Source organism: Lentzea sp. NPDC058450 (assembly GCF_042721395.1).
GTDB lineage: Bacteria > Actinomycetota > Actinomycetes > Mycobacteriales > Pseudonocardiaceae > Lentzea.
The window spans coordinates 132,662-153,447 of the sequence record NZ_JBHXLO010000019.1 but is presented as its reverse complement, the minus strand read 5'-3'; the positions used below and the strand labels follow the sequence as shown (position 1 = coordinate 153,447).

At 68.8% G+C, this 20,786-nt stretch carries 21 protein-coding genes; 10 read left to right on the top strand and 11 right to left on the bottom strand.

The annotated features are described in order from the left end of the window. The 8 genes from ACFWNN_RS27780 to ACFWNN_RS27745 all read right to left on the bottom strand — a co-directional run bounded on the left by ACFWNN_RS27780 (position 1) and on the right by ACFWNN_RS27745 (position 6,339). On the bottom strand, positions 1-1,173 hold the full coding sequence (locus tag ACFWNN_RS27780; RefSeq protein ID WP_382442863.1) for a hypothetical protein: 1,173 nt from the start codon (positions 1,171-1,173) through the stop codon (positions 1-3). After that, complete coding sequence (locus ACFWNN_RS27775; RefSeq protein ID WP_382442862.1) at positions 1,170-2,474, bottom strand: hypothetical protein; 1,305 nt, start codon at positions 2,472-2,474, stop codon at positions 1,170-1,172. Before ACFWNN_RS27775 ends, ACFWNN_RS27780 begins: the two co-directional genes overlap by 4 nt. Then, the gene (locus tag ACFWNN_RS27770) at positions 2,471-2,797 is read right to left on the bottom strand and encodes a hypothetical protein (RefSeq protein WP_382442861.1); all 327 of its coding nucleotides are present in this window, start codon (positions 2,795-2,797) and stop codon (positions 2,471-2,473) included. Before ACFWNN_RS27770 ends, ACFWNN_RS27775 begins: the two co-directional genes overlap by 4 nt. Further along, the gene (locus ACFWNN_RS27765) at positions 2,797-3,309 is read right to left on the bottom strand and encodes a YbaB/EbfC family nucleoid-associated protein (protein ID WP_382442860.1); all 513 of its coding nucleotides are present in this window, start codon (positions 3,307-3,309) and stop codon (positions 2,797-2,799) included. The genes ACFWNN_RS27770 and ACFWNN_RS27765 overlap by 1 nt, the downstream gene beginning before the upstream one ends. 43 nt (positions 3,310-3,352) lie before the next feature. Next, positions 3,353-3,514 carry a DUF397 domain-containing protein gene (locus ACFWNN_RS27760; protein ID WP_382442859.1) on the bottom strand — a complete coding sequence of 54 codons (162 nt, stop codon included), beginning with the start codon at positions 3,512-3,514 and terminating at the stop codon, positions 3,353-3,355. Beyond that, positions 3,511-4,326, bottom strand: a complete 816-nt coding sequence (locus tag ACFWNN_RS27755) for a helix-turn-helix domain-containing protein (RefSeq protein WP_382442858.1) — start codon at positions 4,324-4,326, stop codon at positions 3,511-3,513. Before ACFWNN_RS27755 ends, ACFWNN_RS27760 begins: the two co-directional genes overlap by 4 nt. A gap of 151 nt (positions 4,327-4,477) precedes the next feature. Then, the gene (locus tag ACFWNN_RS27750) at positions 4,478-5,548 is read right to left on the bottom strand and encodes a 3-dehydroquinate synthase II family protein (protein WP_382442857.1); all 1,071 of its coding nucleotides are present in this window, start codon (positions 5,546-5,548) and stop codon (positions 4,478-4,480) included. Then, on the bottom strand, positions 5,545-6,339 hold the full coding sequence (locus ACFWNN_RS27745) for a 2-amino-3,7-dideoxy-D-threo-hept-6-ulosonate synthase (protein WP_382442856.1): 795 nt from the start codon (positions 6,337-6,339) through the stop codon (positions 5,545-5,547). The genes ACFWNN_RS27750 and ACFWNN_RS27745 overlap by 4 nt, the downstream gene beginning before the upstream one ends. A gap of 203 nt (positions 6,340-6,542) precedes the next feature. Between ACFWNN_RS27745 and ACFWNN_RS27740 the strand changes: the two genes are divergently transcribed. After that, positions 6,543-7,451, top strand: coding sequence for a LysR family transcriptional regulator (locus tag ACFWNN_RS27740; RefSeq protein ID WP_382442886.1), 909 nt, complete (start codon positions 6,543-6,545; stop codon positions 7,449-7,451). A gap of 7 nt (positions 7,452-7,458) precedes the next feature. Here ACFWNN_RS27740 and ACFWNN_RS27735 read toward each other — a convergent pair whose 3' ends face one another. Continuing rightward, complete coding sequence (locus ACFWNN_RS27735; protein WP_382442855.1) at positions 7,459-8,382, bottom strand: N-acetylglucosamine kinase; 924 nt, start codon at positions 8,380-8,382, stop codon at positions 7,459-7,461. Between the two features lie 51 nt (positions 8,383-8,433). Beyond that, positions 8,434-11,250: a S8 family serine peptidase gene (locus tag ACFWNN_RS27730; protein WP_382442854.1), complete on the bottom strand. Its 2,817-nt coding sequence runs from the start codon at positions 11,248-11,250 to the stop codon at positions 8,434-8,436. 113 nt (positions 11,251-11,363) lie between these two features. Between ACFWNN_RS27730 and ACFWNN_RS27725 the strand changes: the two genes are divergently transcribed. The 9 genes from ACFWNN_RS27725 to ACFWNN_RS27685 are packed head-to-tail and all read left to right on the top strand — an operon-like array spanning position 11,364 to position 19,908. After that, positions 11,364-12,218: a fumarylacetoacetate hydrolase family protein gene (locus tag ACFWNN_RS27725; RefSeq protein ID WP_382442853.1), complete on the top strand. Its 855-nt coding sequence runs from the start codon at positions 11,364-11,366 to the stop codon at positions 12,216-12,218. Continuing rightward, positions 12,218-13,525, top strand: a complete 1,308-nt coding sequence (locus ACFWNN_RS27720; protein ID WP_382442852.1) for an enolase C-terminal domain-like protein — start codon at positions 12,218-12,220, stop codon at positions 13,523-13,525. Before ACFWNN_RS27725 ends, ACFWNN_RS27720 begins: the two co-directional genes overlap by 1 nt. Further along, positions 13,522-14,274, top strand: a complete 753-nt coding sequence (locus ACFWNN_RS27715) for an SDR family NAD(P)-dependent oxidoreductase (RefSeq protein ID WP_382442851.1) — start codon at positions 13,522-13,524, stop codon at positions 14,272-14,274. Before ACFWNN_RS27720 ends, ACFWNN_RS27715 begins: the two co-directional genes overlap by 4 nt. A 14-nt stretch (positions 14,275-14,288) precedes the next feature. Next, the gene (locus tag ACFWNN_RS27710) at positions 14,289-15,326 is read left to right on the top strand and encodes a sugar ABC transporter substrate-binding protein (protein WP_382442850.1); all 1,038 of its coding nucleotides are present in this window, start codon (positions 14,289-14,291) and stop codon (positions 15,324-15,326) included. After that, positions 15,326-16,801, top strand: coding sequence for a sugar ABC transporter ATP-binding protein (locus ACFWNN_RS27705; RefSeq protein WP_382442849.1), 1,476 nt, complete (start codon positions 15,326-15,328; stop codon positions 16,799-16,801). Before ACFWNN_RS27710 ends, ACFWNN_RS27705 begins: the two co-directional genes overlap by 1 nt. Next, positions 16,798-17,811, top strand: a complete 1,014-nt coding sequence (locus ACFWNN_RS27700) for an ABC transporter permease (protein WP_382442848.1) — start codon at positions 16,798-16,800, stop codon at positions 17,809-17,811. The genes ACFWNN_RS27705 and ACFWNN_RS27700 overlap by 4 nt, the downstream gene beginning before the upstream one ends. Positions 17,812-17,816: 5 nt before the next feature. Beyond that, on the top strand, positions 17,817-18,128 hold the full coding sequence (locus ACFWNN_RS27695; RefSeq protein WP_382442847.1) for an L-rhamnose mutarotase: 312 nt from the start codon (positions 17,817-17,819) through the stop codon (positions 18,126-18,128). Then, complete coding sequence (locus ACFWNN_RS27690; protein WP_382442846.1) at positions 18,125-19,081, top strand: aldo/keto reductase; 957 nt, start codon at positions 18,125-18,127, stop codon at positions 19,079-19,081. Before ACFWNN_RS27695 ends, ACFWNN_RS27690 begins: the two co-directional genes overlap by 4 nt. Next, on the top strand, positions 19,078-19,908 hold the full coding sequence (locus ACFWNN_RS27685; RefSeq protein WP_382442845.1) for an amidohydrolase family protein: 831 nt from the start codon (positions 19,078-19,080) through the stop codon (positions 19,906-19,908). Before ACFWNN_RS27690 ends, ACFWNN_RS27685 begins: the two co-directional genes overlap by 4 nt. Here the strand turns inward: ACFWNN_RS27685 and dapA are convergent. Next, positions 19,905-20,762 carry a 4-hydroxy-tetrahydrodipicolinate synthase gene (dapA, locus tag ACFWNN_RS27680; protein WP_382442844.1) on the bottom strand — a complete coding sequence of 286 codons (858 nt, stop codon included), beginning with the start codon at positions 20,760-20,762 and terminating at the stop codon, positions 19,905-19,907. The two genes, ACFWNN_RS27685 and dapA, sit on opposite strands and share 4 nt — an antisense overlap. Between the last annotated feature and the right edge of the window lie 24 nt (positions 20,763-20,786).

The window sequence follows — 20,786 nt, the reverse complement described above, 5'->3', positions numbered from 1 at the left end:
TCAGCGCTTCTTCCGCTTCTTGCCCGAGCCCGGCATCGTCCCGGTCTTCGGTGGCAGCGGCGGAGCCTCCGGGTACGCCTCGATGGAGTCCTGGTGCTTCATGAAGCCGATGAACTCCTGGATCACGAAGCGGTTCAGCAGGTACAGGAACACGACCGAGGCGACGCCGAGCGTCACGACCCAGATCGAGTCGGCGTGGCCGTCGACCACCTGGAACTGCTTCTGCATCCGCGCTGACCCCGTGAACTGGGACAGCACGGTCCCGCAGAGCATCACGAGCGGCATGAGCAGGAACGCCCCGACCACACCCAGGACGTAGGGGCGGCTGTCGGTCCGGAACTCCCAGTTCGCGGGCCGCAGTTCGTGCCTGCGCAACGGCCGGTACGACCAGAGCGGACGCTCGCCCGTCTCGATTCCCTCGGAACGTGCCCGTACCGCCGCGAGCGCGGTTGCGCCGACCTCCGCCGTCACCGGGATCAGCAACTCGCGCACTGTGCCGACGACGTGCAGCGCGGGACCAGGCCGCACGTCGAACGTGCGCGGCCTGCCGACGTCCCCGCCGGCGTAGACGATCACCTGGCAGGCCATCTCCTGCTCGACCTCGACGAGCTCGATCGACCGCAGCGCCGTCCACGGCACCGCGACGACGTCCCGCGAACGTTTGCGCCGCGATGCGAGGCTGTCGAGCACCAGCCGGTCCTCGCGGACGCACAGCCTCGCCTTCAGGTCACGCACGGGAAAGGGGATCTCGAGCTTCGACGCGATCAGGCGTGGGGTGACAGGGCGCGTCGTCACGAGCCGGACGGCCTCGCTCAGGGCCCAGCACAGGACGGCCAGGCCCAGCCACAGGCCGAGCGCCACCGGCTCGCCCCGGTCGCCCGCGAGCTGCACGCATTCGAGGAACGCCGCGAACAGGCCGGTGGCCGACGCCCAGCGAGACCAGATCGGCCACATCGTCATGCGCCGCCAGTGCCACCACAGACCCACGAGGACGACCGCCCACAACGCCGTGCCGATGACCGCAACGTCGGCGATCCCGAGCGGCGCGACCGACTTCCTCGCGGCGAGCGCGTTCTCCCACGCGGACAGCCTGGCGGCGGCGACCACGGGCACCGCCGTCGCGAGGAAGATCAGGAGCAGACCGGCGGCTCTGCGGGCGAGCACCTCGATCACAGATCGCCCTCCATGCGCGGGAACGACCTGGACTGGTCGACGTTCGCGCGCTGTCCCTCCCAGTACTCGCGCCAGGCCTCGTCCTTGTCGTCCTGCTTGGCCCCGGCGTCCGCCTCACGATGCGTCTGGTCGCTCCACTCCTGGACCACCGCGTTGCCGAGCACCTTCGGGTAGTTGGGCACCGAGAACGGCAGTTCGTGGCCGGCGACCCTGGGGCGCAGCTCCCGTTCGAGCACGTCAGCGGCATCATCCAGCCTCGGGTCACCGGTGCCCAGGCGCTCGCGGAGGTTGTCACCGCGGGTCTCCACCAGGTCGTCGACGACCTTCTTCTTGTCGGCCATCAACTTCTCGCCCTGCTCGCCCAGCTCCCGCAACTTCTTGGCGTCGTCCGCGTCCAGCTTGCCCGCCTCCGCCTTCTTCGCCATGTGCAGCGCCTTGTTGGCGTGCTTGGCCGCGTCGCGGTTGTAGTCGGTGACGGTCTTCTTGAGGTTCCTGGTCGTGCCTTTGATCATGTTCCGCGAGTTCTTGGCCTCGTCCGACACCTTCTCCAGCTGTTTGACGACCTTGCTGACCTTCTTCGCGTTCTTGCCCGCGGTGATCGCACCCTGAGCGACGGTGTCGGCGATGAACGCCGCCTCCGACGCGCCGAACGTCACCGGTGCCAGTGCGGTCGCCGCCGCGAACTTGATGATCGCGTTGGACACGAAGGTCGCGATGGCGTCCCGGATCGCGCCGCGCACCACGCCCACCGCGGACGCGGCGACGGTCATCGCCTGGGCGGCGGAGGTGGCGTGACTGGCGCCGCCGGCCACGACGTTCGAGAAGTCCTGCACCGCTTTGCGGTAACCGTCCATCGCCGGGCCCTGAGCACCGGACAGCGCACCGAGCGTGCTCGTGTACTTGTCCGCGGTCTCCTGCATGCGCTTCGCGATGTTGGTCCACGTCTCGGCGATGGCGTTGACGGCGTCCGGGTCGCCCGCCACCAGGTCGAGCGCCTCCTTGATGAACGCGATGTGCTCGATCAACCAGCCGATCCCCGCCGACAACAGGCTGCCGAGCGGGTTCGTCACGAAGCCGAGCAGGTCCATGCCGAAACCGGCCGCGTCACCCAGCACGGCGGTCCAGTCGCCCTTGATGCCGTCGTAGATCAGGTTCGCCGAGCTGCTGAAGATGCCCGCCGCGTCCCACGCCTGCGTGGGACTGTCGAAGTTGGAGAAGACCTCCGTCCCGCCGCCCTCGGGTTCCTTCGTCGCGTCGAGCGGGTTCAGCTCGCCGATGTTCTTCGGGCCGGGCTCGCTCACGGCTGACCCCCGTCCAGGCCCTCGCGCAGCTTCCGGAACATCTCCGCGGCGGATTCCTCCTGGTCGGCATAGGTCTTGCACATGTCAGCGAACCGCTGGACCAGCACGTCGCCCGCCTCCTTGACGGCGTCGACGTACTCGCTCGCGTCTCCCGTCCAGTTGTTCATGAGAGCGGCGAACGGCTGACCGGCGACACCCCACGCCTCGAAGTTCCAGAGGTTGTCCGCACCCGACGCCTTGGCGTCCGGAAGACCGCTGATGAGTGCCTGCAGTTCCCGTCGGTGGACGTCGAGGACGTGGAGGTCGACGTTGAAGCCCGACATCACCAGCCACCTTCCTTCTTGAAGAGGCTGCGCTGGTCGAAGTCCGTGTCGTCGTCCTCGGCGGGGCGGCGGGCCGGGCGCGGCGGGGGCTGGTGGGCGGCGGCTTCCTGCTGTTCCTCGTTCACCACGAACTGCGGTGGTGCCTGGGGCGTGGGTTCGTCCGGGACGTCTATGTGCGGGATCTGGGATTGGACGAACTGCATGGCTTCGCTGTTGTCGCCGATGAGCGGGGCCATGATCGTGGCGATCTGGGCCACGGCCTGGGCCTGGGCTCGCTTGGACGTCGACATGACGAGTGCGGCCAGGCGGTCTTTGGGCATGTCGTCGGCTTTGTGGCCGAAGGACAGGCTGAGCAGGGCGCCGCCTGCCGTGACGGTCACCGTCACGGCGCCGTCCGAGCTGGTTGCGGCGCCGGTCAGGTTCGCGATCTGGGACTTGGCCTCTTCGGCCTGGTCGAGCAGGGCTGCGGTGCGCTGCTCGTAGTCCTCGATGAGCTGGTTCGGATCGGTCATTCGGGCCCCCCAGGCATGTGCGTGAGGGGGACGTTACCGAGGGTTACCGGGTCGTGCGGTGCGAACGCAGGAATGCGGACCAGGCTTCGGCGGAGACCGGGAGGTGGGTCGCTGGGGACTTGCTGTCGCGGATTCCCACGCCGTGGCCGACTTCAACGCAGTTGTCGCCGCTGCCGCTGTAGCTGCTCTTCCGCCACACGGTCATTGGAGGCCCTCCAAGATGTTGTCGATCACCTCCCTCGATTCTTCCTCAGGCAGAGCGACAGCCGCGAGCGCCGTCAGGATGTCGTCGTGGACCTTGATGGTGTCCGCATCGTCGAAGAACAGGCAGTAGTTGACGCTCTCGACGTAGACCACTGGCGGGTACTTCGGGAACTTCATCATTCGGAAGTCGCCGGACGTGCCCGCGTGCATGCCTGCTGAGCGGGGAACGATCCGGATGCTGATGTATTTGCGCACCGACAGTCTGAGCAGGTGGGCCAACTGTTCACGCCACACCTCGATTCCGCCGACCGGGAGTTCGAGCGCCTGCTCGTGCACGTAGAAGACGAACTTTCGGCCGGGCTCCAGAATGTTCGCTCGCGCGGCCCTGATGGCGGCCACCTTCGGCACGGCCTCGGCCTCGATCACCTTTGAGTGCGCGGTGACGACGTAGGCGTACTCAGGCGTTTGCAGCAGGCCGGGTACGAGGATCATCGACCAGCAGATGATCTCTTGCGCGGCCTTCTCCTGGTCGATCAGCGTGCGCACCTGGTCCGGCAGGCCGTCTTCCGGCATCTGGAGCCAGGCCTTGCCTGATTCGCGGAACAGTTCGAGGAGGTATTCGCGTTCCGCGACGGTGGCTTGGCAATAGGCGAGCAGGATCTGCACCTCGATCTCGGTCACGCCGCCCTTGCCGAGCGTCATGTCCGAGATCTTGGCTTCCTGCCAGCCGATCCGTTCGGCGAGTTCGCGATGCGTGAGTCCGGTGCGAGCGATGATGGCGCGAACACCCGCACCGAACTCCCGTCCCGCCACGCTGGAGGATCTTTTGGGCATGCGGGAAAGCTAGGGCCGGAATGTCAATCCCTGCCATTGTTTCCGGTCAAATGTGCCTGAAGGTAGGACGCATGGAGCGGCTCCACAATTCAGGTGATCTTCCCGGTAGGAGTACGGGGAGCGTGTCCTGTCAGGACTCCTTGCAGAACTCGCCGATCGGCAGGCCCACGTGCCGTTGTTCGGTGGCGATGTGGCCGAGGAGCTCGTCGCCGGGGCGGAGTTCGGTGACGTTGAGGACCTTGCCGCCGGGGCCCAGGACGCGGACGTGCCAGTCGTCCTGGACCATCAGGTCGACCACGACGCCTTCCGGGGAGCGGGCGGTGATCGTGAGCATCGGGCGTGACTCGAGCTTGGCGCGGCCCACGGTGAGTTCGCGGGTGCGGCCGTCGGCGTTGACGGCGAGGACCTTGCTGCCGGAGCGCAGTTCGGACAGGTAGTTCGTGCGGTTCGCCGGGCCGAGGACGTACGAGTGCAGTGCGCCCGCGTTGACGCGGAACGGCCTGGTCGGCATGTACGGCAACGGATGCGTTTCGCTGCAACACAACACGAAGCCGGACGAGAACGAGCCGACGAGGATGCCTTCGTCCTCGGCGAAGTGCGAGGCGGTGTCGACGCACACGCGGTCGCCCAAACCGTTGTGCGTCAACGCTTCCACGGTGAGCGTGGTCAAGGTCAACGGCTCGGACTTGGCCTCCAGCAGGCGGGCCAGCCGGAACACGTCGGTCGCGTCGGCGGGGGCCATCAGGACGCCGTCGGAGCCGTGTTCGAGGCATTCCAGCACGATCGCGGCCTCGACGAGGTCGGTGACGACGGTGATGAGCTTGCCCGGGGCGCCGTGCGCGGCCGCGATCACGATCTCCAGGGGGATCTTGGTCGGGTCGGTGAACGCGACGAGCGTGTGGTCTAGGCGTTCCGCTGCGGCACAGGCGAGTTTGAGCGTGCGGTCGTCGCTGACCGTCACGAACGCCGACCGCGAGGGCAGCCGGTCCAGCGAGTCCTGGTCGTCCACCGGGACGATCACCAGGTGTGGACTCTCGACGTCCGGGCCGACCAGCACTCGGGTGATCGTGGGCGGGAGGTCGTCGAGCAGCGCGGGATCGTCCGCGACGACACCGGCGACGCGGGTGTGGACGGCCGCGTCGATCACCGCGGTGCGGTGTGCTTCCGGGACGGTCCGGACGTCGATCCAGGCGAACTTCACCGGTTCTCCAAGGCTGTCAGTGCGTGGATGAGGCCTGCGTCGGCCGGCGCGTGCACGATGGACGCCAGTTCGGCGACCAGCGGCATCGGTGCCGGTGAGGTGAAGACACGTCGTCCCACGGCGAGGCCCGCGCACCCGGCCGTCATCGCGGCCCTGGCGTGGCCCGCGAGGCTGGTCGTGGAAGCGGGACCACCGGCCACGACAACGGGAATCGGGCAGTTCGCGACGACGTCGGCCATGTCCTGAGCCGAGTGTGAGAGCGTGGTCTTGACGATGTCCGCGCCCAGGTCCGCTGCGATGTTGACGACGTGCGCGAGCAGTGCCGGGTCGCGAGGATCGCTCACGCGAGGGCCGCGAGCGTAGGCCATCACGACCAGCGGGACGTTCCACGAGTCGCACGCCGCCGCCACCCTGCCGAGGTCGGTGAGCTGGGCGGCTTCGGTGTCGGAGCCGATGTTGACGTGCACGCTCACCGCGTCCGCGCCGAGCCGCAACGCCTCGTCGACCTCGCCGACGAGCACCTTCGCGTTGGCGTCGGCCATGTGCGCGGTACCGGCGCTGAGGTGCACGATCAACGCGCAGTTGCCCAGCACCGCCGGATCGACCGCCCGCACCCGTCCTTTGTGGACGATGATGGCGTCGGCGCCGCCCAGCACGACCGCGCGGACCAGTTCGTGCCACCGGTCGCGCGGCACCACCGGTCCGTCGGAAACGCTGTGGTCCAACGGCACGAAGAGGTACCTGTCGTCGTTCGGACGGGAAAGCCGTCGCAGCCGCAACGCTTTCCTCATGGCGCTCTCACCTCCTGCACTCGTTTGGTGGCCAACAGCCTGGGGTAGCCCGCGCGTGCGGCGGCAGGTGTGAGATGCCGATAACTCACGGGTTATCGCCCTGACAGACCAATCCGGCTTGCGCCGACCACGGTGTGTCATCTGGTGACACCCACGTGGCCGATTTTGTTGGTCAGCAACTCCTTTAGGCTTCGTCAGTGCGAATGGAGCTGAGACATCTGCACGTGGTGCTGGCCGTGGCACGTGCGGGGAGCATCAGCAGGGCCGCCTCCCAGCTGAAGATCGCGCAGGCCGGGCTGACCGCCCAGGTCCGCCGGATCGAGGCAGGTCTCGGCGGGCCGTTGTTCCTGCGCCGCACGGACGGCGTCGAGCTCACGGAGCTGGGCCGCCACGTCGTGCTGCGGGCCCAGGACCTCGTGGAACAGTTCGACGACCTGCTCGTCACCTCGCACAAGCTCGCCGGGCGCGGCGACTCGGGCCTGCGGCTCGGCGGGGTGGTGGGGTCGCCGACGGCGCTGCTGGTCGGGGTCGTCCGCGAGATGCTGCCGAACCTGCCGCAGACCACGCACATCGAACGCGCCGGCGACACCGTGCTGGAACTGGTCCGCACGGGCGAGCTGGACCTGGCCCTGGTGGTGGAGTTCCCGCGCAGCCCGTTGCGCTACCCCGAAGCCGTCGGCCTCCGCGGGGTCGTCACGGAACGCATGCTGATCGGCGTTCCGGTGGGACATCGGCTGTCCGGCCGCAGCGAGGTGCTGCTGTCCGAGCTCGCCGGCGAGGAGTGGGTCGTGCCGGACGAGCACCACGGCGGGCGCCTCAACCTCGACCTGGCGTGCGAGGCCGTCGGCTTCACGCCCCGGTGCGCGCACTTCGGCGTCGATCCGGCGGTGGCGGCCGACCTCGTGAGGTCGACGGGCGCCGTGGCGGGGTTCTTCCCCGGCCACGAACCGCCGGGCGTGCTGCTCAAGCCGATCATCGGCAACCCGTTGCACCGCCGGATCACGCTGGTGTGGAACGACGACGCCGCCGAACACGTGGACGACGTGCACGCGGGGTTGTTGAGGGCGTACCACGAACGCATGCCGCACTCGGGGAGATTGCTGGCCTCCTGACGGGGCGTCAGGACCGGCTGGGCCGAGGCGCGTCCGGCCCGAGCACGTCCACCGCCGCGAGCCACGCGGCTCCCGCCGCCCCTTCCGTCGCCATGATCACCTGAGCGTTGCACCGGGCGAGCAGCTCCTGCTTGAGGTGCGTGCCGACCGGCGTCTTGATCAGGCTGCCGACGAGCACGATCGGTGAGGTGTCGGCGGGTTCGCGCACGGCGGTCGCGGTGTCGGCCAGCAGCCGGGCCGCCGTCGACACGATGCCCAACGCCTCGGGATCGCCGTGGTGGTAGGCCGAACTGACCAGCGGCGCGAACTTCGCCAGCGCGATGGGCGCCTGGTCGTTGACGACGTTGATGAGCTGACCGCGGTTGCGAGCCCCCGCCGCGGTGAGCACCGCGGTGGCGAGACCTTCCAGCGGGGCGCCCAGGTCCAGGAGCTTCAGGGTGGCCCGCACGGCCTCGCGGCCCAGCCAGAACGCCGACCCGTCGTCGCCGATCAGCCAGCCGTAGCCGCCGGACTGGGCGACCATCCGATGCCCGGCGATGCGACCCGCGATGGATCCGGTGCCTGCCACCAGGGCCGTGCCGTCCGGGGACGACGTGCCGGTGGCGAAGGCCGCCTCGATGTCGGTGATCACCCGCATCGGGCAGTGCAGGCCCGCGTGCGTCCAGGCGTCGTGGAACAGGTCGAAGATCGCCGGGTCGGCGAGCTTCGTGGCGCCCGCCATGCCGAGGACGCCGGAGCGGACCTTGCGGGAGTCGAGGCCGTCCAACGCTTCCACCAGCGCCTCGCCGACGTGCGCGGCGGCGACGTTCGGCGGATGGGAGTTGGGGTTGGCGCCGCCCGCCACGCCCTGACCCAGCCTCGCGCCGTCCAGGTCGAGCACCAGGGCCCTGGTTGACGTGCCGCCCGCGTCGAGTCCCACGACCAGATCCATAAAGACCGAGTATGCCGAGAGACTCGGGCGGGAGGCACGCCCAACCGGGTGTCACCGCACGAAGGCGCGGTTACCGCTCGCGTTGTGGTGGAACAGCACCAACGATCCAGAAGGAACTCGATCACCCGGACGGACCACAGTGGACAGTGCGGGAACGATCAAGCTGTAGTCGAACGTCGCCTGCGGGGCCACGTCCACCAGGTCGTCGGTGTCCGCCGGCGCGGTGTAGCGACTCTGCACGCCGACGGTGTAGGTGACCGGGCCGGAAGGCAGCGAAGCTCGCGAAACGGGCAGCACCACGACGTCGCTGTCGAACAGGTTGGTGTCCACAGCGCCGTCGAAGCCGTTCAACGGTTGCTCGTCGACGACGTCCTCGGTGCCAGCCACGACCGTGCGGGCGAACCAGATGTCGGCCGTGATGTCGCCGTCCGGGTTGGTCTGCTTCTCGGCGGTCGTCACGAAGTCCTTGCCGCCCACCGAGAACCGCACCTCGGGCTTGGTGGTGCTGCCGATGTTCGCCCAGGTGTCCCAGGTCGCGACGCCGAACGCCAGCAGGTCGTTGGTCGCCGTGGCGCCGACGTACCGCAGGTCGCCGCCGCGTGCCGTGCGGTTGACGGCGCAGTCGTCCTGCACGCCCTCACCGCACGAAGGCAGCCGCTCGGAGCGGGCGCCGAGGGTCAGCACGGTCATGCGCGACTGGTAGCCGGGCTGGTCGATGCCGCGGCCCGCGACCCGGCCACCGGCGAGCGTCAGGCGCGACACCGGCTTCGGCGCCGCGTAGACCGGGACGCGCAGGGTGCGGTCGCCGGTGAACATCACCAGGCCGGACGCCTCTGCCAGGAACTGGCGACCCTCGTCCAGCGACACCGTCGGGTCGGGGGTCTTGCGCAGCGCGGCGGGGTCCGAGATCCGCACCTGCACGGCCACCGACGCCGTGGCGGCCGGTCGCAGCGTGACCTGGGGCGTGACGACCTTGAACGTCACCCCGGGCACCGACGTGATCGGCTCGTAGCGGGCGTTCAGCGACACGGTCTGCTTGCCCTTGTTGACCAGCTTCAACGTCCGGGTGAGCGACGTCGGCCCGGAGGCCTCGACCGTGCCGAACGCCGCGTCGCCGAGCACCAGGACGTCGGACTGGAGTGCGGCGAGCCCGTCGACTCGTCCGGCGCCGACGCGCATCGGAGCCTCGCGCACACCCTTGGAGTCCTTGACGACCCCGGAAGCCGTGTTCATCAGGGCTGCCTTGACCTCCGCGACCGTCCACTCCGGATGGACCTCGCGCAGCAGTGCCGCGATGCCCGCCACGTGCGGGGACGCCATCGACGTGCCACCCATCGACACGCCGTCCGAGGCGGTGCCGGACGCGGCGGAGAAGATCGTGTCGCCCGGTGCGGCCACCGCGATCGACGAGCGCGACCGCGAGGACGACGGCGTGATCGTGTCCTCGATCGACGGCGTGATCGACTTGACCGCGACCTTCAACGACGAGGTCAGACGCACGGACAGCGTGCCGGCCTCCAGGGCCGGGCGCAGGGTCTTGGTGGCCTCCGCGGTCAGCTGGAACGCGGGGATGTGAGCGTTTCCGGCGATTCCGGCCGCGAACACCGGCAACGTCGTGGGCAGCAGGACACCGGCGGCCCCGGCCTTCCAGGCGTTGTCGGTGCGGGCGCCGGAACCGCAGGCGCGGGTGGCGTCGCTGTCGTCCCACTCCAGCCAGACGATCTTCCCGGCCAGTGACTCCGAGATCGGCTGGCAACCGTCCACGTTGGACGAAAGCTTCACGACCGGCTGGGTCAGGTCGAAGGACTCCTTGAAGTTCTGGCTGTACTGGCCCGCGTACTGCTTCCCGCCGGCCTCCAGGCCGTCCAGCATCGAGAACGAGTCGCGGCTGTTCGCCACGGAGATCGCCTCGGGGGAGTTGCCCGGCGAGCCGGACACGTCGTAGAAGTCGCCGCCGTTGCCGGCCGCCGCGACCACCACGACGCCGTGCTCGACGAGCTTGCGCACGAACAGCGCGTCGGGGTCGTCGGGGGCGCCGAAGTCGCTGCCCAGCGACAGGTTGACCACGTCGAGCTTGTCGGAGAAGTCGCCGTCGCCGTTGGGGTCGAGCGCCCAGTCGAGCGCCTGCGCGGTCAGGTTCGTGCCGCCCTCGCAGCCGAACACCTTCAACGCGTAGAGCGATGCTTTGGGGGCCGTACCAGGGCCGATCTTCAACGCGTCGAGATCCACCGAGGAGTACGAACCGCGGTAGGTCGTGCCGTCGGCGTTCACCCCGAACCCGGCCGCGGTGCCGGCGACGTGCGTGCCGTGGCCCTCGCAGTCCAGCGGATCCGCGTCCGGTTCCGGCACCGACCCCGGCTTGGCCGTGTAGGCGTCGCCGGCGAAGTCGTAGCCGCCGACGACCTTGGCGGTCGGGAACGTGCCGCCGCCGAAGTCCGCGTGCCGGTAGTCGATGCCGGTGTCGATCACGCCGATCCGCACGCCGTCACCGAACCTCCCGAGCGACTTCCAGACGTCGGACGTCCGGGTGAGCCGGACGGCGTGCGCGTTGGAGAGCCGCTTGGGGACCATTCGGTGCACCGCGCGGACCTCGGGCATGCGCGACAACGAGGACAAACGCGACCTGTCGGTCGAGAGCACCACGCCGGGCACGGCGTTGGTCGTTCGGGCGACTTCCCGGCCACCGGACCGGGACACGACCCGGGAAGCGTGCTCCGATGTCGTGTCCCGCGCTGAACGCGCCTGTGAAACAGTGCCCGTGTCGACCGCTGCCGTCGAGGTCAGCTCCACGAAAACGGTTACAGGCTCGACCGGCGCTGCCGGTGCCAGCAGTGCGCCGACCAGGACTGACGCGGCGGCGAGATTCATGATCAACTCCTCTTATTCATCGGACGACTTCCGGACGAGCCCTAGACGAGAGCGGCCTCGCGGGGCTATACATCCGATGTATTTCGTAGGGTGTGAGCAGAGGAGGAACGGCCGTGCAGTTCTTGCGCCTGGGGCCGGTCGGCGATGAGCGTCCCGCAGTCAGGGCCGACGACGGGATCACGTACGACCTCCTGCCGATCACCCCGGACATCGACGGGGCGTTCCTCGCGAACGACGGCGTGAACCGCGTGCGCGCCGCACTCGAAGCGAACGAGCTGACCGTCCTCGACCACGAGGACCTGCGCGTCGGGCCTCCGCTCGCGCATCCGGGCAAGGTCATCTGCATCGGCCTCAACTACCGCGACCACGCGGAGGAGACCGGCGCGGACATCCCCGGTGAGCCGGTGATGTTCCTCAAGACGCCCGACACCATCGTCGGCCCGTACGACCAGGTGCTCGTTCCCCGCCGGTCCGTGAAGACCGACTGGGAGGTCGAGCTCGGGGTCGTCATCGGGAGCACCGCGCGTTACCTGGAGTCCGAAGAGGAGGCTCTGGCGTGCGTCGGCGCGTACGTGCTCTCGCACGACGTCTCCGAGCGCGAGTTCCAGATCGAGCGCGGCGGAACGTGGGACAAGGGCAAGAACTGCGAGACGTTCAACCCGCTCGGTCCCTTCCTCGTGCCCGCCGACGAGATCGCCGACCCGCAGAGCCTGGCGATGCGTCTCTGGGTCAACGGCGAGATCAAGCAGAACTCCTCCACCAAGAACATGATCTTCTCGGTCGCGGAGATCGTGCGCTACCTCAGCCAGTTCCTTGTCCTTCGTCCGGGTGACGTCATCAACACCGGTACACCCGCCGGTGTCGCGCTCGGCCAGCCGGAGCCCAAGCCGTACCTGCGCGCCGGTGACGTCGTGGAACTGGAGATCGAAGGACTCGGCAAGCAGCGCCAGACCCTCGGGCAGGCGTGATGCCGAAGATCACCGCACTGGACGTCCTGGACATCCGGTTCCCGACGTCGCGCGAGCTCGACGGCTCCGACGCGATGAACCCCGACCCGGACTACAGCGCCGCCTACGTGGTGCTGCGGACCGACGACGGGCCGGAGGGCCACGGGCTCGCGTTCACCATCGGCCGCGGCAACGACGTGCAGGCCGCCGCGATCAGGGCGTTGGCCCCGCACGTCGTCGGCAAGGACGTGCCGGAGAACGCGAAGGCGCTGGCGGAGCTGTACTTCGAGCTCATCGGCGACTCGCAGATCCGCTGGCTCGGGCCCGAGAAGGGCGTCGCGCACATGGCGATCGGTGCCGTCGTCAACGCGGCGTGGGACCTCGCCGCCCGCCGCGCCGGACTGCCGGTCTGGAGGTTCCTCGCGCAGATGACGCCCGAGGAGATCGTCAGCCTGGTCGACTTCCGGTACCTCTCCGACGCGCTGACGCCCGACGAGGCGTTGCAGATCCTGCGCAAGGTCGAGCACGGCAAGACCGAACGCGTCGAAACCATTGCCCGCGAAGGGTATCCGGCCTACACGACGTCACCGGGCTGGCTCGGCTACTCCGACGAGAAGCTCGCCAGGCTGGCGCGCGAGGCCCTCGCCGACGGCTTCGACATGATCAAGCTCAAGGTCGGCGGCAGCCTCGACGACGACGTGCGCCGGATGAAGCTCGCCCGCGAGGTCGTCGGCGACGACGTGCGCGTGGCGGTCGACGCCAACCAGCGCTGGGACGTCGACACGGCCGTGCGGTGGATGAAGGAGCTCGCGCCGTACGACCCGTACTGGATCGAGGAGCCCACCTCGCCGGACGACGTGCTGGCGCACCGCGCGATCGCCGACGCGCTGGCCCCGATCCGGGTCGCCACCGGCGAGCACGTGCAGAACCGGGTGATCTTCAAGCAGTTGCTGCAGGCCGGGGCGATCGACTTCCTGCAGCTCGACGCGTGCCGGGTCGCGGGCGTCAACGAGAACATCGCGATCCTGTTGCTGGCCAAGAAGTTCGACATCCCGGTGTGCCCGCACGCCGGTGGCGTCGGCCTGTGCGAGCTGGTCCGGCACCTGTCGTTCTTCGACTACGTCGCCGTGTCCGGCGAGGTCGGCGAGCGCGTGATCGAGTGGGTCGACCACCTGCACGAGCACTTCCTCGACCCGGCCGTCGTCGAGAACGGCCGCTACCTCGCGCCGTCGCAGCCGGGCTTCTCCGCCCAGCTCAAGGACGAGACGCTGGCCGACTACGTCTACCCCGAAGGTCCTGTGTGGACGGAACTGGAGGGCGAGAAGTGACCGACTTCGAAGGGCTCGTCGCCGTCGTCACGGGCGGAGCGTCCGGCATCGGCCTCGCCACCGCCGAGTTGCTGAGCAGCCGGGGCGCCACGGCCGTCGCGCTGGACTTGAACCCGGACGTCAAGGACCCGCTGGTGGGCATCCGCGCGGACGTGTCGGACGACGAGAGCGTCAAGGCCGCGATCGACGAGGTCGTCGCGCGGTTCGGACGGCTCGACGTCGTGGTCAACAACGCCGGCATCGGCGCGCAGGGCGACGTGACGGCCAACGACGACGCCCAGTGGTCGAAGGTGCTGGACGTCAACGTCCTCGGCATGGTCCGGGTGTCCAGGGCCGCGCTGCCGCACCTGCGGAACTCGCCCGCCGCGGCGATCGTCAACACCTGCTCCATCGCTGCCTGGGCCGGGCTCCCGCAGCGAGCGCTCTACTCGGCCAGCAAGGGCGCGGTGTACTCGCTGACGCTCGCGATGGCCGCCGACCACGTGCGCGAAGGCATTCGCGTCAACGCGGTCGCCCCCGGCACGGCGGACACCCCGTGGGTGGGCCGTCTGCTCGACTCGGCGCCGGACCCAGCCGCCGAGCGGGCCGCGCTGGAGGCACGCCAGCCGCACGGCCGGCTCGTCTCCGCCGATGAGGTCGCGGGAGCCATCGCCTATCTGGCGAGCCCGCTTTCGGGATCCACCGCCGGCACGATCCTCGCCGTCGACGGTGGCATGTATGGCTTGCGCTTGCGTCCCCAGCAGTCATGAAAGGCAACACAACGATGAAGCGTCGCAACCTCACCGCCGCGGTGTGCCTCGCGCTCGCCGGTGCACTGACACTGTCCGCGTGTGGCGGCGGTGGCACCGCCGGCACCGGAGCCAGTGGTGTCGGCCCGATCGGTGCCGACCACCCGCGGGCCGACTCGGACTTCTGGAACTCCTACATCAAGTACTTCCCGGACAAGGCCAAGGAACTCGGGATCAACCTGCTGAACCCGACGAACTCGCAGAACAAGGTCGAGAACCTGGTCGCCAACGCCCAGTCGCTGCAGTCGCAGGGCGCCAAGGCGATCGTGATGGCCCCGCAGGACACCGGCGCCATCGCGTCCACTTTGGACCGACTCGACAAGGCCGGCATCCCGGTCGTCACCGTCGACACCCGTCCGGACAAGGGCAAGACCTACATGGTCGTGCGCGCGGACAACAAGGCGTACGGCGAGAAGGCCTGCAAGTTCCTCGGCGACAAGCTGGGCGGCAAGGGCAAGGTCGTCGAGTTCCAGGGCGCGCTGTCGTCGGTCAACGGCCGCGACCGCTCCGAGGCGTTCGCCGCCTGCATGAAGTCGAACTACCCCGGCATCACGGTGTTCGAGGAGCCGACGGACTGGGAGGGCGCCAAGGCGTCCGCCGCGCTGCAGACGCGCCTGAACCAGCACCCGGACATCAACGGCATCTACATGCAGGCCGGTGGCGTGTTCCTCGCGCCGACGCTGCAGGTGTTGCGGCAGAAGAACCTGCTGGTCCCGCCGACCGACCCCAAGCACGTGTGGATCGTCTCCAACGACGGCATCCCGTCGGAGCTCGAAGCGATCCGCAAGGGTGAGATCGACGCCACCGTGTCGCAGCCGGCCGACCTCTACGCGCAGTGGGCGCTCTTCTACGCGAAGGCCGCGGTCGAGGGCAAGACGTTCCAGCCCGGCCCGACGGACCACGACTCCACGATCGTCGACGTCGGCGGCGGACGCCTGGAGGACCAGCTGCCCGCGCCGCTGATCACCAAGGAGAACGTCGACGACAAGGCGTTCTGGGGAAATCAGATCTGATGAGCGACTTTGCGGCTGTCGCGCGCGGCGTGACGAAGAGGTTCGGTCAGACGCTCGCGTTGGACGACGTGGGCATCGAGATCCGGGCCGGCGAGTCGCACGCGCTCGTCGGTCGCAACGGCGCGGGAAAGTCGACGCTGGTGTCCGTGCTGACCGGCATGCAGGTGCCGGACGCGGGCGAGGTCAGCTTCTTCGGCGAACCCGCGCCGCCCGTCGCGGACAGCGCGGCGTGGCGCCGGCACGTGGCGTGCGTGTACCAGAAGTCGACGGTCGTGCCCGATCTGTCCGTCGCCGAGAACCTGTTCATCAACCGGCAGGACCTCGGCGGCGGGCTGATCAAGTGGAAACGGCTGCGGGCCGAGGCTTCCGCGCTCCTGGAGACCTACGACGTCGCGGTGCACCCGGACGCGCTGGTCTCGACGTTGACGGTCGAGCAGCGGCAGCTCGTCGAGATCGCGCGGGCGTTGTCGATCGGCTCGCGGTTCGTGATCCTCGACGAACCGACCGCGCAGCTCGACGGCCCGGCCATCGAGCGGCTGTTCGACCGGATGAGGTCGTTGCAGGAGCGCGGGGTGACGTTCCTGTTCATCTCGCACCACCTGCAGGAGGTCTACGAGGTCTGCCAGACGGTGACGGTCTACCGCGACGCGCGGCACATCGTCACCGCGCCGGTGGCCGAGATGTCGAAGCCCGATCTGATCGAGGCGATGACCGGCGAGGTCGGTGGGCTGAACGTGCCTTCCGGCGACGACCGGCCTTCGTCGGACGAGACGGTGCTGGCGGTGTCGTCGTTGAGCGGCGACCACTTCTCGGACATCACGCTGTCGGCCACTCGGGGCGAGGTCATCGGGCTCGCCGGCAGTGCGTCGTCGGGCAAGCACGAGTTCGCCGAGACCATCTACGGGCTGCGCAAGCCGTCGGCCGGTTCCGTTGCCGTGGACGGGTCCGTGGTGCGCGGCGGTGACGTTCCGGCGGCTCTGCGCGCGGGAATCGGTTGTGTACCAAGGGATCGGCACCACCAGGGACTGGTGCTCGACCTGTCGATCGCGGAGAACGCGACGATGAGCACGGCCGGAGCGTTCGTGTGGACGTCGGCGCAGCGTTCGGCGGGCAGCAACGCGATCGACTCGTACGACGTGAAGGCCGCCGGACCGGACCAGCAGGTGTCGGACCTCTCCGGAGGCAACCAGCAGAAGGTCGTGATGGCGCGGGCGCTGGCCGGTGACCCGTCGGTGCTGGTGCTGATCAACCCGACCGCGGGCGTCGACGTGAAGTCGAAGGAGTCGCTGCTCGGGGTCGTCGACGCGCAGGCGCGGCGGGGCAAGGCGGCGATCGTCGTCTCGGACGAGCTGGACGACCTGCGGGTCTGCGACCGGGTGCTGGTGCTGTTCCACGGCCAGGTCGTGCGGGAGTTCGGGCGCGGCTGGCGCGACCAGGAACTGATCTCTGCGATCGAGGGAATGAGCTCGGAATGACCAAGGCCATGACTCCGCCGGTTGCGGCGCCTTCTGCCGAGAAGCAGAAGTTCCGGCTGGCGCGCTATCAGGACCTCGCGCTGGTCCCGGTGATCATCCTGCTGCTGATCATCGGGGCGATCCTCTCGCCGATCTTCCTGACGGCCAACAACCTGATCGCCGTGCTGACCCAGCAGAGCGAGCTGTCGTTGCTGGTGCTCGGGCAGGCGATGATCCTGATCGTCGGCAAGATGGACCTGTCGCTGGAGTCGACCGTCGGTCTGGCGCCCGCGCTGGCCGTCGCGCTGATCATCCCGTCGTCAGCCGGCGGTCTGGACGTCGGTCTCGCGGCGTGGCTCGCGTTGCCGTTGTGCATCCTGATCGGCGTCGCGATCGGCGGGCTGAACGGGTTCCTGATCCTGAAGGTAGGGCTGTCCGGGTTCATGGTGACCCTGGGCATGCTGACGATGCTGCGCGGTCTGCAGCTCGCGATCACCGAGGGCAAGTCGCTGATCGACGTGCCGGAGTCGTTCCTGTACCTGGGTTCCACGACGTGGCTCGGGCTGCCGGCGGCGGTGTGGATCTGCGTCGTCTGTTACGCCCTGGGCATCTTCGTGCTGAAGTACCTGCGGGCCGGGCGGTCGTTGTACGCCATCGGCGGCAACTCGGAAGCCGCGCGTGCGGCCGGTATCCGGGTCGACCGCGTGGTGTGGATCGTGCTGATCATCGGGTCCGTGCTCGCCGTGATCGCGGGCATCCTGATGACCGGACGCCTCGGTTCCGTCGCCGCCACCCAGGGTGAGGGCATGATCTTCCAGGTCTTCGCGGCCGCGGTGATCGGCGGTATCTCGTTGAACGGCGGCAAGGGCACGCTGTTCGGCGCGCTGTCCGGTGTGCTGATGCTGGGGCTCGTGGAGCAGATCCTGCGGTTGCAGGGTGTCTCCGGCTTCTACATCAAGGCCTCGTACGGCGCGGTGATCATCCTGGCGTTGATCGTGACGCGGTTCGCCACCGGTCAGAAGCAGGAGTAGGGGCGTTGGAGACCGTCGCGTTGCACACCCGGCTCCGTGCCGGCGCCGAGGCCGAGTACGACCGCGTCCACGCAACGATTCCCCTGGAACTGGACGGGGCGTTGCGCGAGGCCGGCGTGCACTCGTGGCGGATCTGGCGGTCCGGGCGGGAGCTGTTCCACCTGGTGGAGGTGGAGGACTACCGGGCGATGCGGGAGTTCCTGGCCTCGCATCCGGCCAACGTTCCGTGGCAGGCTCGGATGGCCTTGTTGCTGGAGGTCGAGGACGACTACTCCGGTGCTGAACCCGATGTGCGACTCGTGTGGGAGCTGCCGTGAAGGTTGCTGTTTCTCGTCTGGGCTTTGGTGGCGCGCCGATCGGCAACCTCTACCGCGAGACGTCCGATTTCGACGCCTTCGGTGCGGTGGAGGCGGCTTGGGACGCCGGTGTCCGGTACTTCGACACCGCGCCGCACTACGGGCTCGGGCTGTCGGAACGCCGTCTCGGCGTCGTGCTGGCGGACAAGCCGCGCGACTCGTTCGTGATCTCCACGAAGATCGGGCGGGTGCTGGAGCCGTTCGACGGGACCGGGTTCGACGACGAGGGCTTCGCCGTGCCGCGGAACTTCCGCCGTGTGCGGGACTACTCGGCTGACGGCGTGAAGCGGTCGCTTGAGTCCTCTTTGGAGCGACTTGGGACGGATCGGGTGGAGATCGTCTACATCCACGATCCCGACGACCACTGGGACGAGGCCTTCGGCGAGGCCTATCCGGCGTTGGAGTCGTTGCGGTCGCAGGGGGTCGTGGGTGCGATCGGCGTCGGGATGAACCAGTGGGAGATGCCGGAGCGGTTCGTCCGCGAGACCGACATCGACGTGGTGATGCTGGCTGGGCGGTACACCCTGCTGGAACAGCCTGCGCTGCCTTCGTTCCTGCCCGCTTGTGTCGAGCGCGGGGTTTCTGTTGTGGCCTGCGGGGTGTTCAACTCCGGGCTGCTGTCGAAGCCCGTCGTGGCTGCTGATGCGAAGTACAACTACGAGGACGCGCCCGCTTCGTTGGTCGCGCGGGCTCGTTCGATCGCCGAGGTGTGCGCGCGGCACGGCGTGACGTTGCCCGAGGTGGCGATCCAGTTCGCGCTCGGGCACCCGGCCGTGGAGTCGGTGGTGATCGGGGCGCGGAACGCCGCGCAGATGACGTCCAACTCCGCCTACTTCTCGGCCTCGATCCCTGCTGCTGTGTGGGACGAGCTGAAGTCGTCCGGGCTGCTGGGCGCGGAGGTGCCGACGCCGTGATCGTCGACGCGCACCACCACCTGTGGGACCTGTCGGTGCGGGACCAGGACTGGATCACCGATCCGCCGATGGGCGTGATCCGCCGGTCGTTCCTGGAGCCCGACTTCGTGGCCGCCGCCCCTGAAGTTTCGGCGTCCGTGCTGGTCCAGACGGTGTGCGTGCCGGAGGAGACGCCGGAGTTCCTCGCCGTGGCGGCTTCTTCGGACGTCGTCTCGGCCGTGGTGGGGTGGGTCGATCTGACCTCGGCCGGTGTTTCCGATGCCTTGGCGGCGTTGGTGGACTCGCCGGACGGTTCGTGGCTGCGCGGGATCCGGCACCAGGTGCAGGGTGAGGCCGACCCGGAGTGGTTGTGCCGCAAGGACGTCTGGAACGGACTGGCGGCCGTTGGCGCTGCCGGGCTGGTGTACGAACTGCTCACGTTGCCGCATCAGATGCCCGCGGCGCGGCGGACCGTGGCGGCGTTGCCGCAGGTCGAGTTCGTGGTGGACCACTGCTCGAAGCCCGCCGTCGGAGCTGATCCGGGGGAGTGGGCCGAGCTGATCCGGTCGCTGGCGGCGCACGAGAACGTGACGTGCAAGCTGTCCGGGCTGGTCACCGAGGCCGACTGGAAGTCGTGGAGCGTCGGGGAGTTGCGGCCGTACTTCGAGGTCGTGCTCGACGCGTTCGGGCCGTCGCGGCTGATGTTCGGCTCGGACTGGCCCGTGTGCCTGCTGGCCGCCTCCTACGAGGAGTGGCTTGGCGCGGCTCAGGAACTGGTCTCGGAGTTGTCGGCCGGCGAGCAGGACGCGATCTTCTCGGGCACTGCTCGCCGGGTCTACGGGCTCTAGAAGAGGGCCTTCAGCTCGTTGATGAGCTGCGGCGTGGCGCCGGCCAGCGGTTCGCGGACCGGGCCGGAAGGCAGGCCGAGCAGGTTCAGCGCGGCCTTCACGGCGACGGCACCGGGCTCGCGGGTCATGATCGCGGTGATGACCGGCAGCAGGGCCTGGTGGCGGCGCAAGGCTTCCTTGTTGTCGCCCTCGTCGTAGGCGTCGAGCATCGCCTTGATCTCGTTGCCGACGACGTGGCCGACGGTGCTGACCGTGCCGACGCCGCCGATCGAGTACAGCGGCAGGATCAGCTCGTCGTTGCCGGAGTAGTAGTCGAGGCCGGTCTCGGCGATGACCCTGGCCGTCGCGAGCAGGTCGACCTTGCAGTCCTTCACGCCGACGATCCGCGGGTGCTCCGCGAGCCTGAGCAGCGTCTCGGTGTCGATCGCGGTGCCGGTGCGGCCGGGGATGTCGTAGAGCAGCGCGGGCAGGCCGGACGCGTCGGCGACGACGCGGAAGTGGTTCTCGACGCCTTCCTGCGTGGGCTTGCTGTAGTACGGCGTGACGACGAGCAGGCCGTCGGCGCCGTTCTGCTCCGCCTGGTGCGCGAGCTCGATGGTGTGGCGGGTGGAGTTGGTGCCGACGCCCGCGAGGATCTGCGTGCGGTCGCCGACGGCCTCCTTCACAGCCTTGATGATCTGCGCCTTCTCGGCGTCGGTGGTCGTGGGCGCCTCGCCGGTCGTGCCGTTGACGACCAGCCCGTCCGCGCCACCCTTGTCGACGAGGTGCGCCGCCAGCTCCTGCGCACCCTTGAGGTCCAGGTCACCGTCGGGGGTGAACGGGGTGACCATCGCTACCAGCACTCGTCCGAACATGACTCCAGCGTGGCTCTAGTCTTC

Bases quoted from the DNA above. Each gene is read 5' to 3' on its own strand.
- ACFWNN_RS27710 (WP_382442850.1), top strand. From the start codon at position 14,289: ATGAAGCGTCGCAACCTCACCGCCGCGGTGTGCCTCGCGCTCGCCGGT.
- ACFWNN_RS27720 (WP_382442852.1), top strand. From the start codon at position 12,218: ATGCCGAAGATCACCGCACTGGACGTCCTGGACATCCGGTTCCCGACG.
- ACFWNN_RS27705 (WP_382442849.1), top strand. From the start codon at position 15,326: ATGAGCGACTTTGCGGCTGTCGCGCGCGGCGTGACGAAGAGGTTCGGT.
- ACFWNN_RS27700 (WP_382442848.1), top strand. From the start codon at position 16,798: ATGACCAAGGCCATGACTCCGCCGGTTGCGGCGCCTTCTGCCGAGAAG.
- ACFWNN_RS27770 (WP_382442861.1), bottom strand. From the start codon at position 2,797: ATGTCGGGCTTCAACGTCGACCTCCACGTCCTCGACGTCCACCGACGG.
- ACFWNN_RS27735 (WP_382442855.1), bottom strand. From the start codon at position 8,382: ATGGATCTGGTCGTGGGACTCGACGCGGGCGGCACGTCAACCAGGGCC.
- ACFWNN_RS27760 (WP_382442859.1), bottom strand. From the start codon at position 3,514: ATGACCGTGTGGCGGAAGAGCAGCTACAGCGGCAGCGGCGACAACTGC.
- ACFWNN_RS27745 (WP_382442856.1), bottom strand. From the start codon at position 6,339: ATGAGGAAAGCGTTGCGGCTGCGACGGCTTTCCCGTCCGAACGACGAC.
- ACFWNN_RS27765 (WP_382442860.1), bottom strand. From the start codon at position 3,309: ATGACCGATCCGAACCAGCTCATCGAGGACTACGAGCAGCGCACCGCA.
- dapA (WP_382442844.1), bottom strand. From the start codon at position 20,762: ATGTTCGGACGAGTGCTGGTAGCGATGGTCACCCCGTTCACCCCCGAC.
- ACFWNN_RS27730 (WP_382442854.1), bottom strand. From the start codon at position 11,250: ATGAATCTCGCCGCCGCGTCAGTCCTGGTCGGCGCACTGCTGGCACCG.
- ACFWNN_RS27740 (WP_382442886.1), top strand. From the start codon at position 6,543: ATGGAGCTGAGACATCTGCACGTGGTGCTGGCCGTGGCACGTGCGGGG.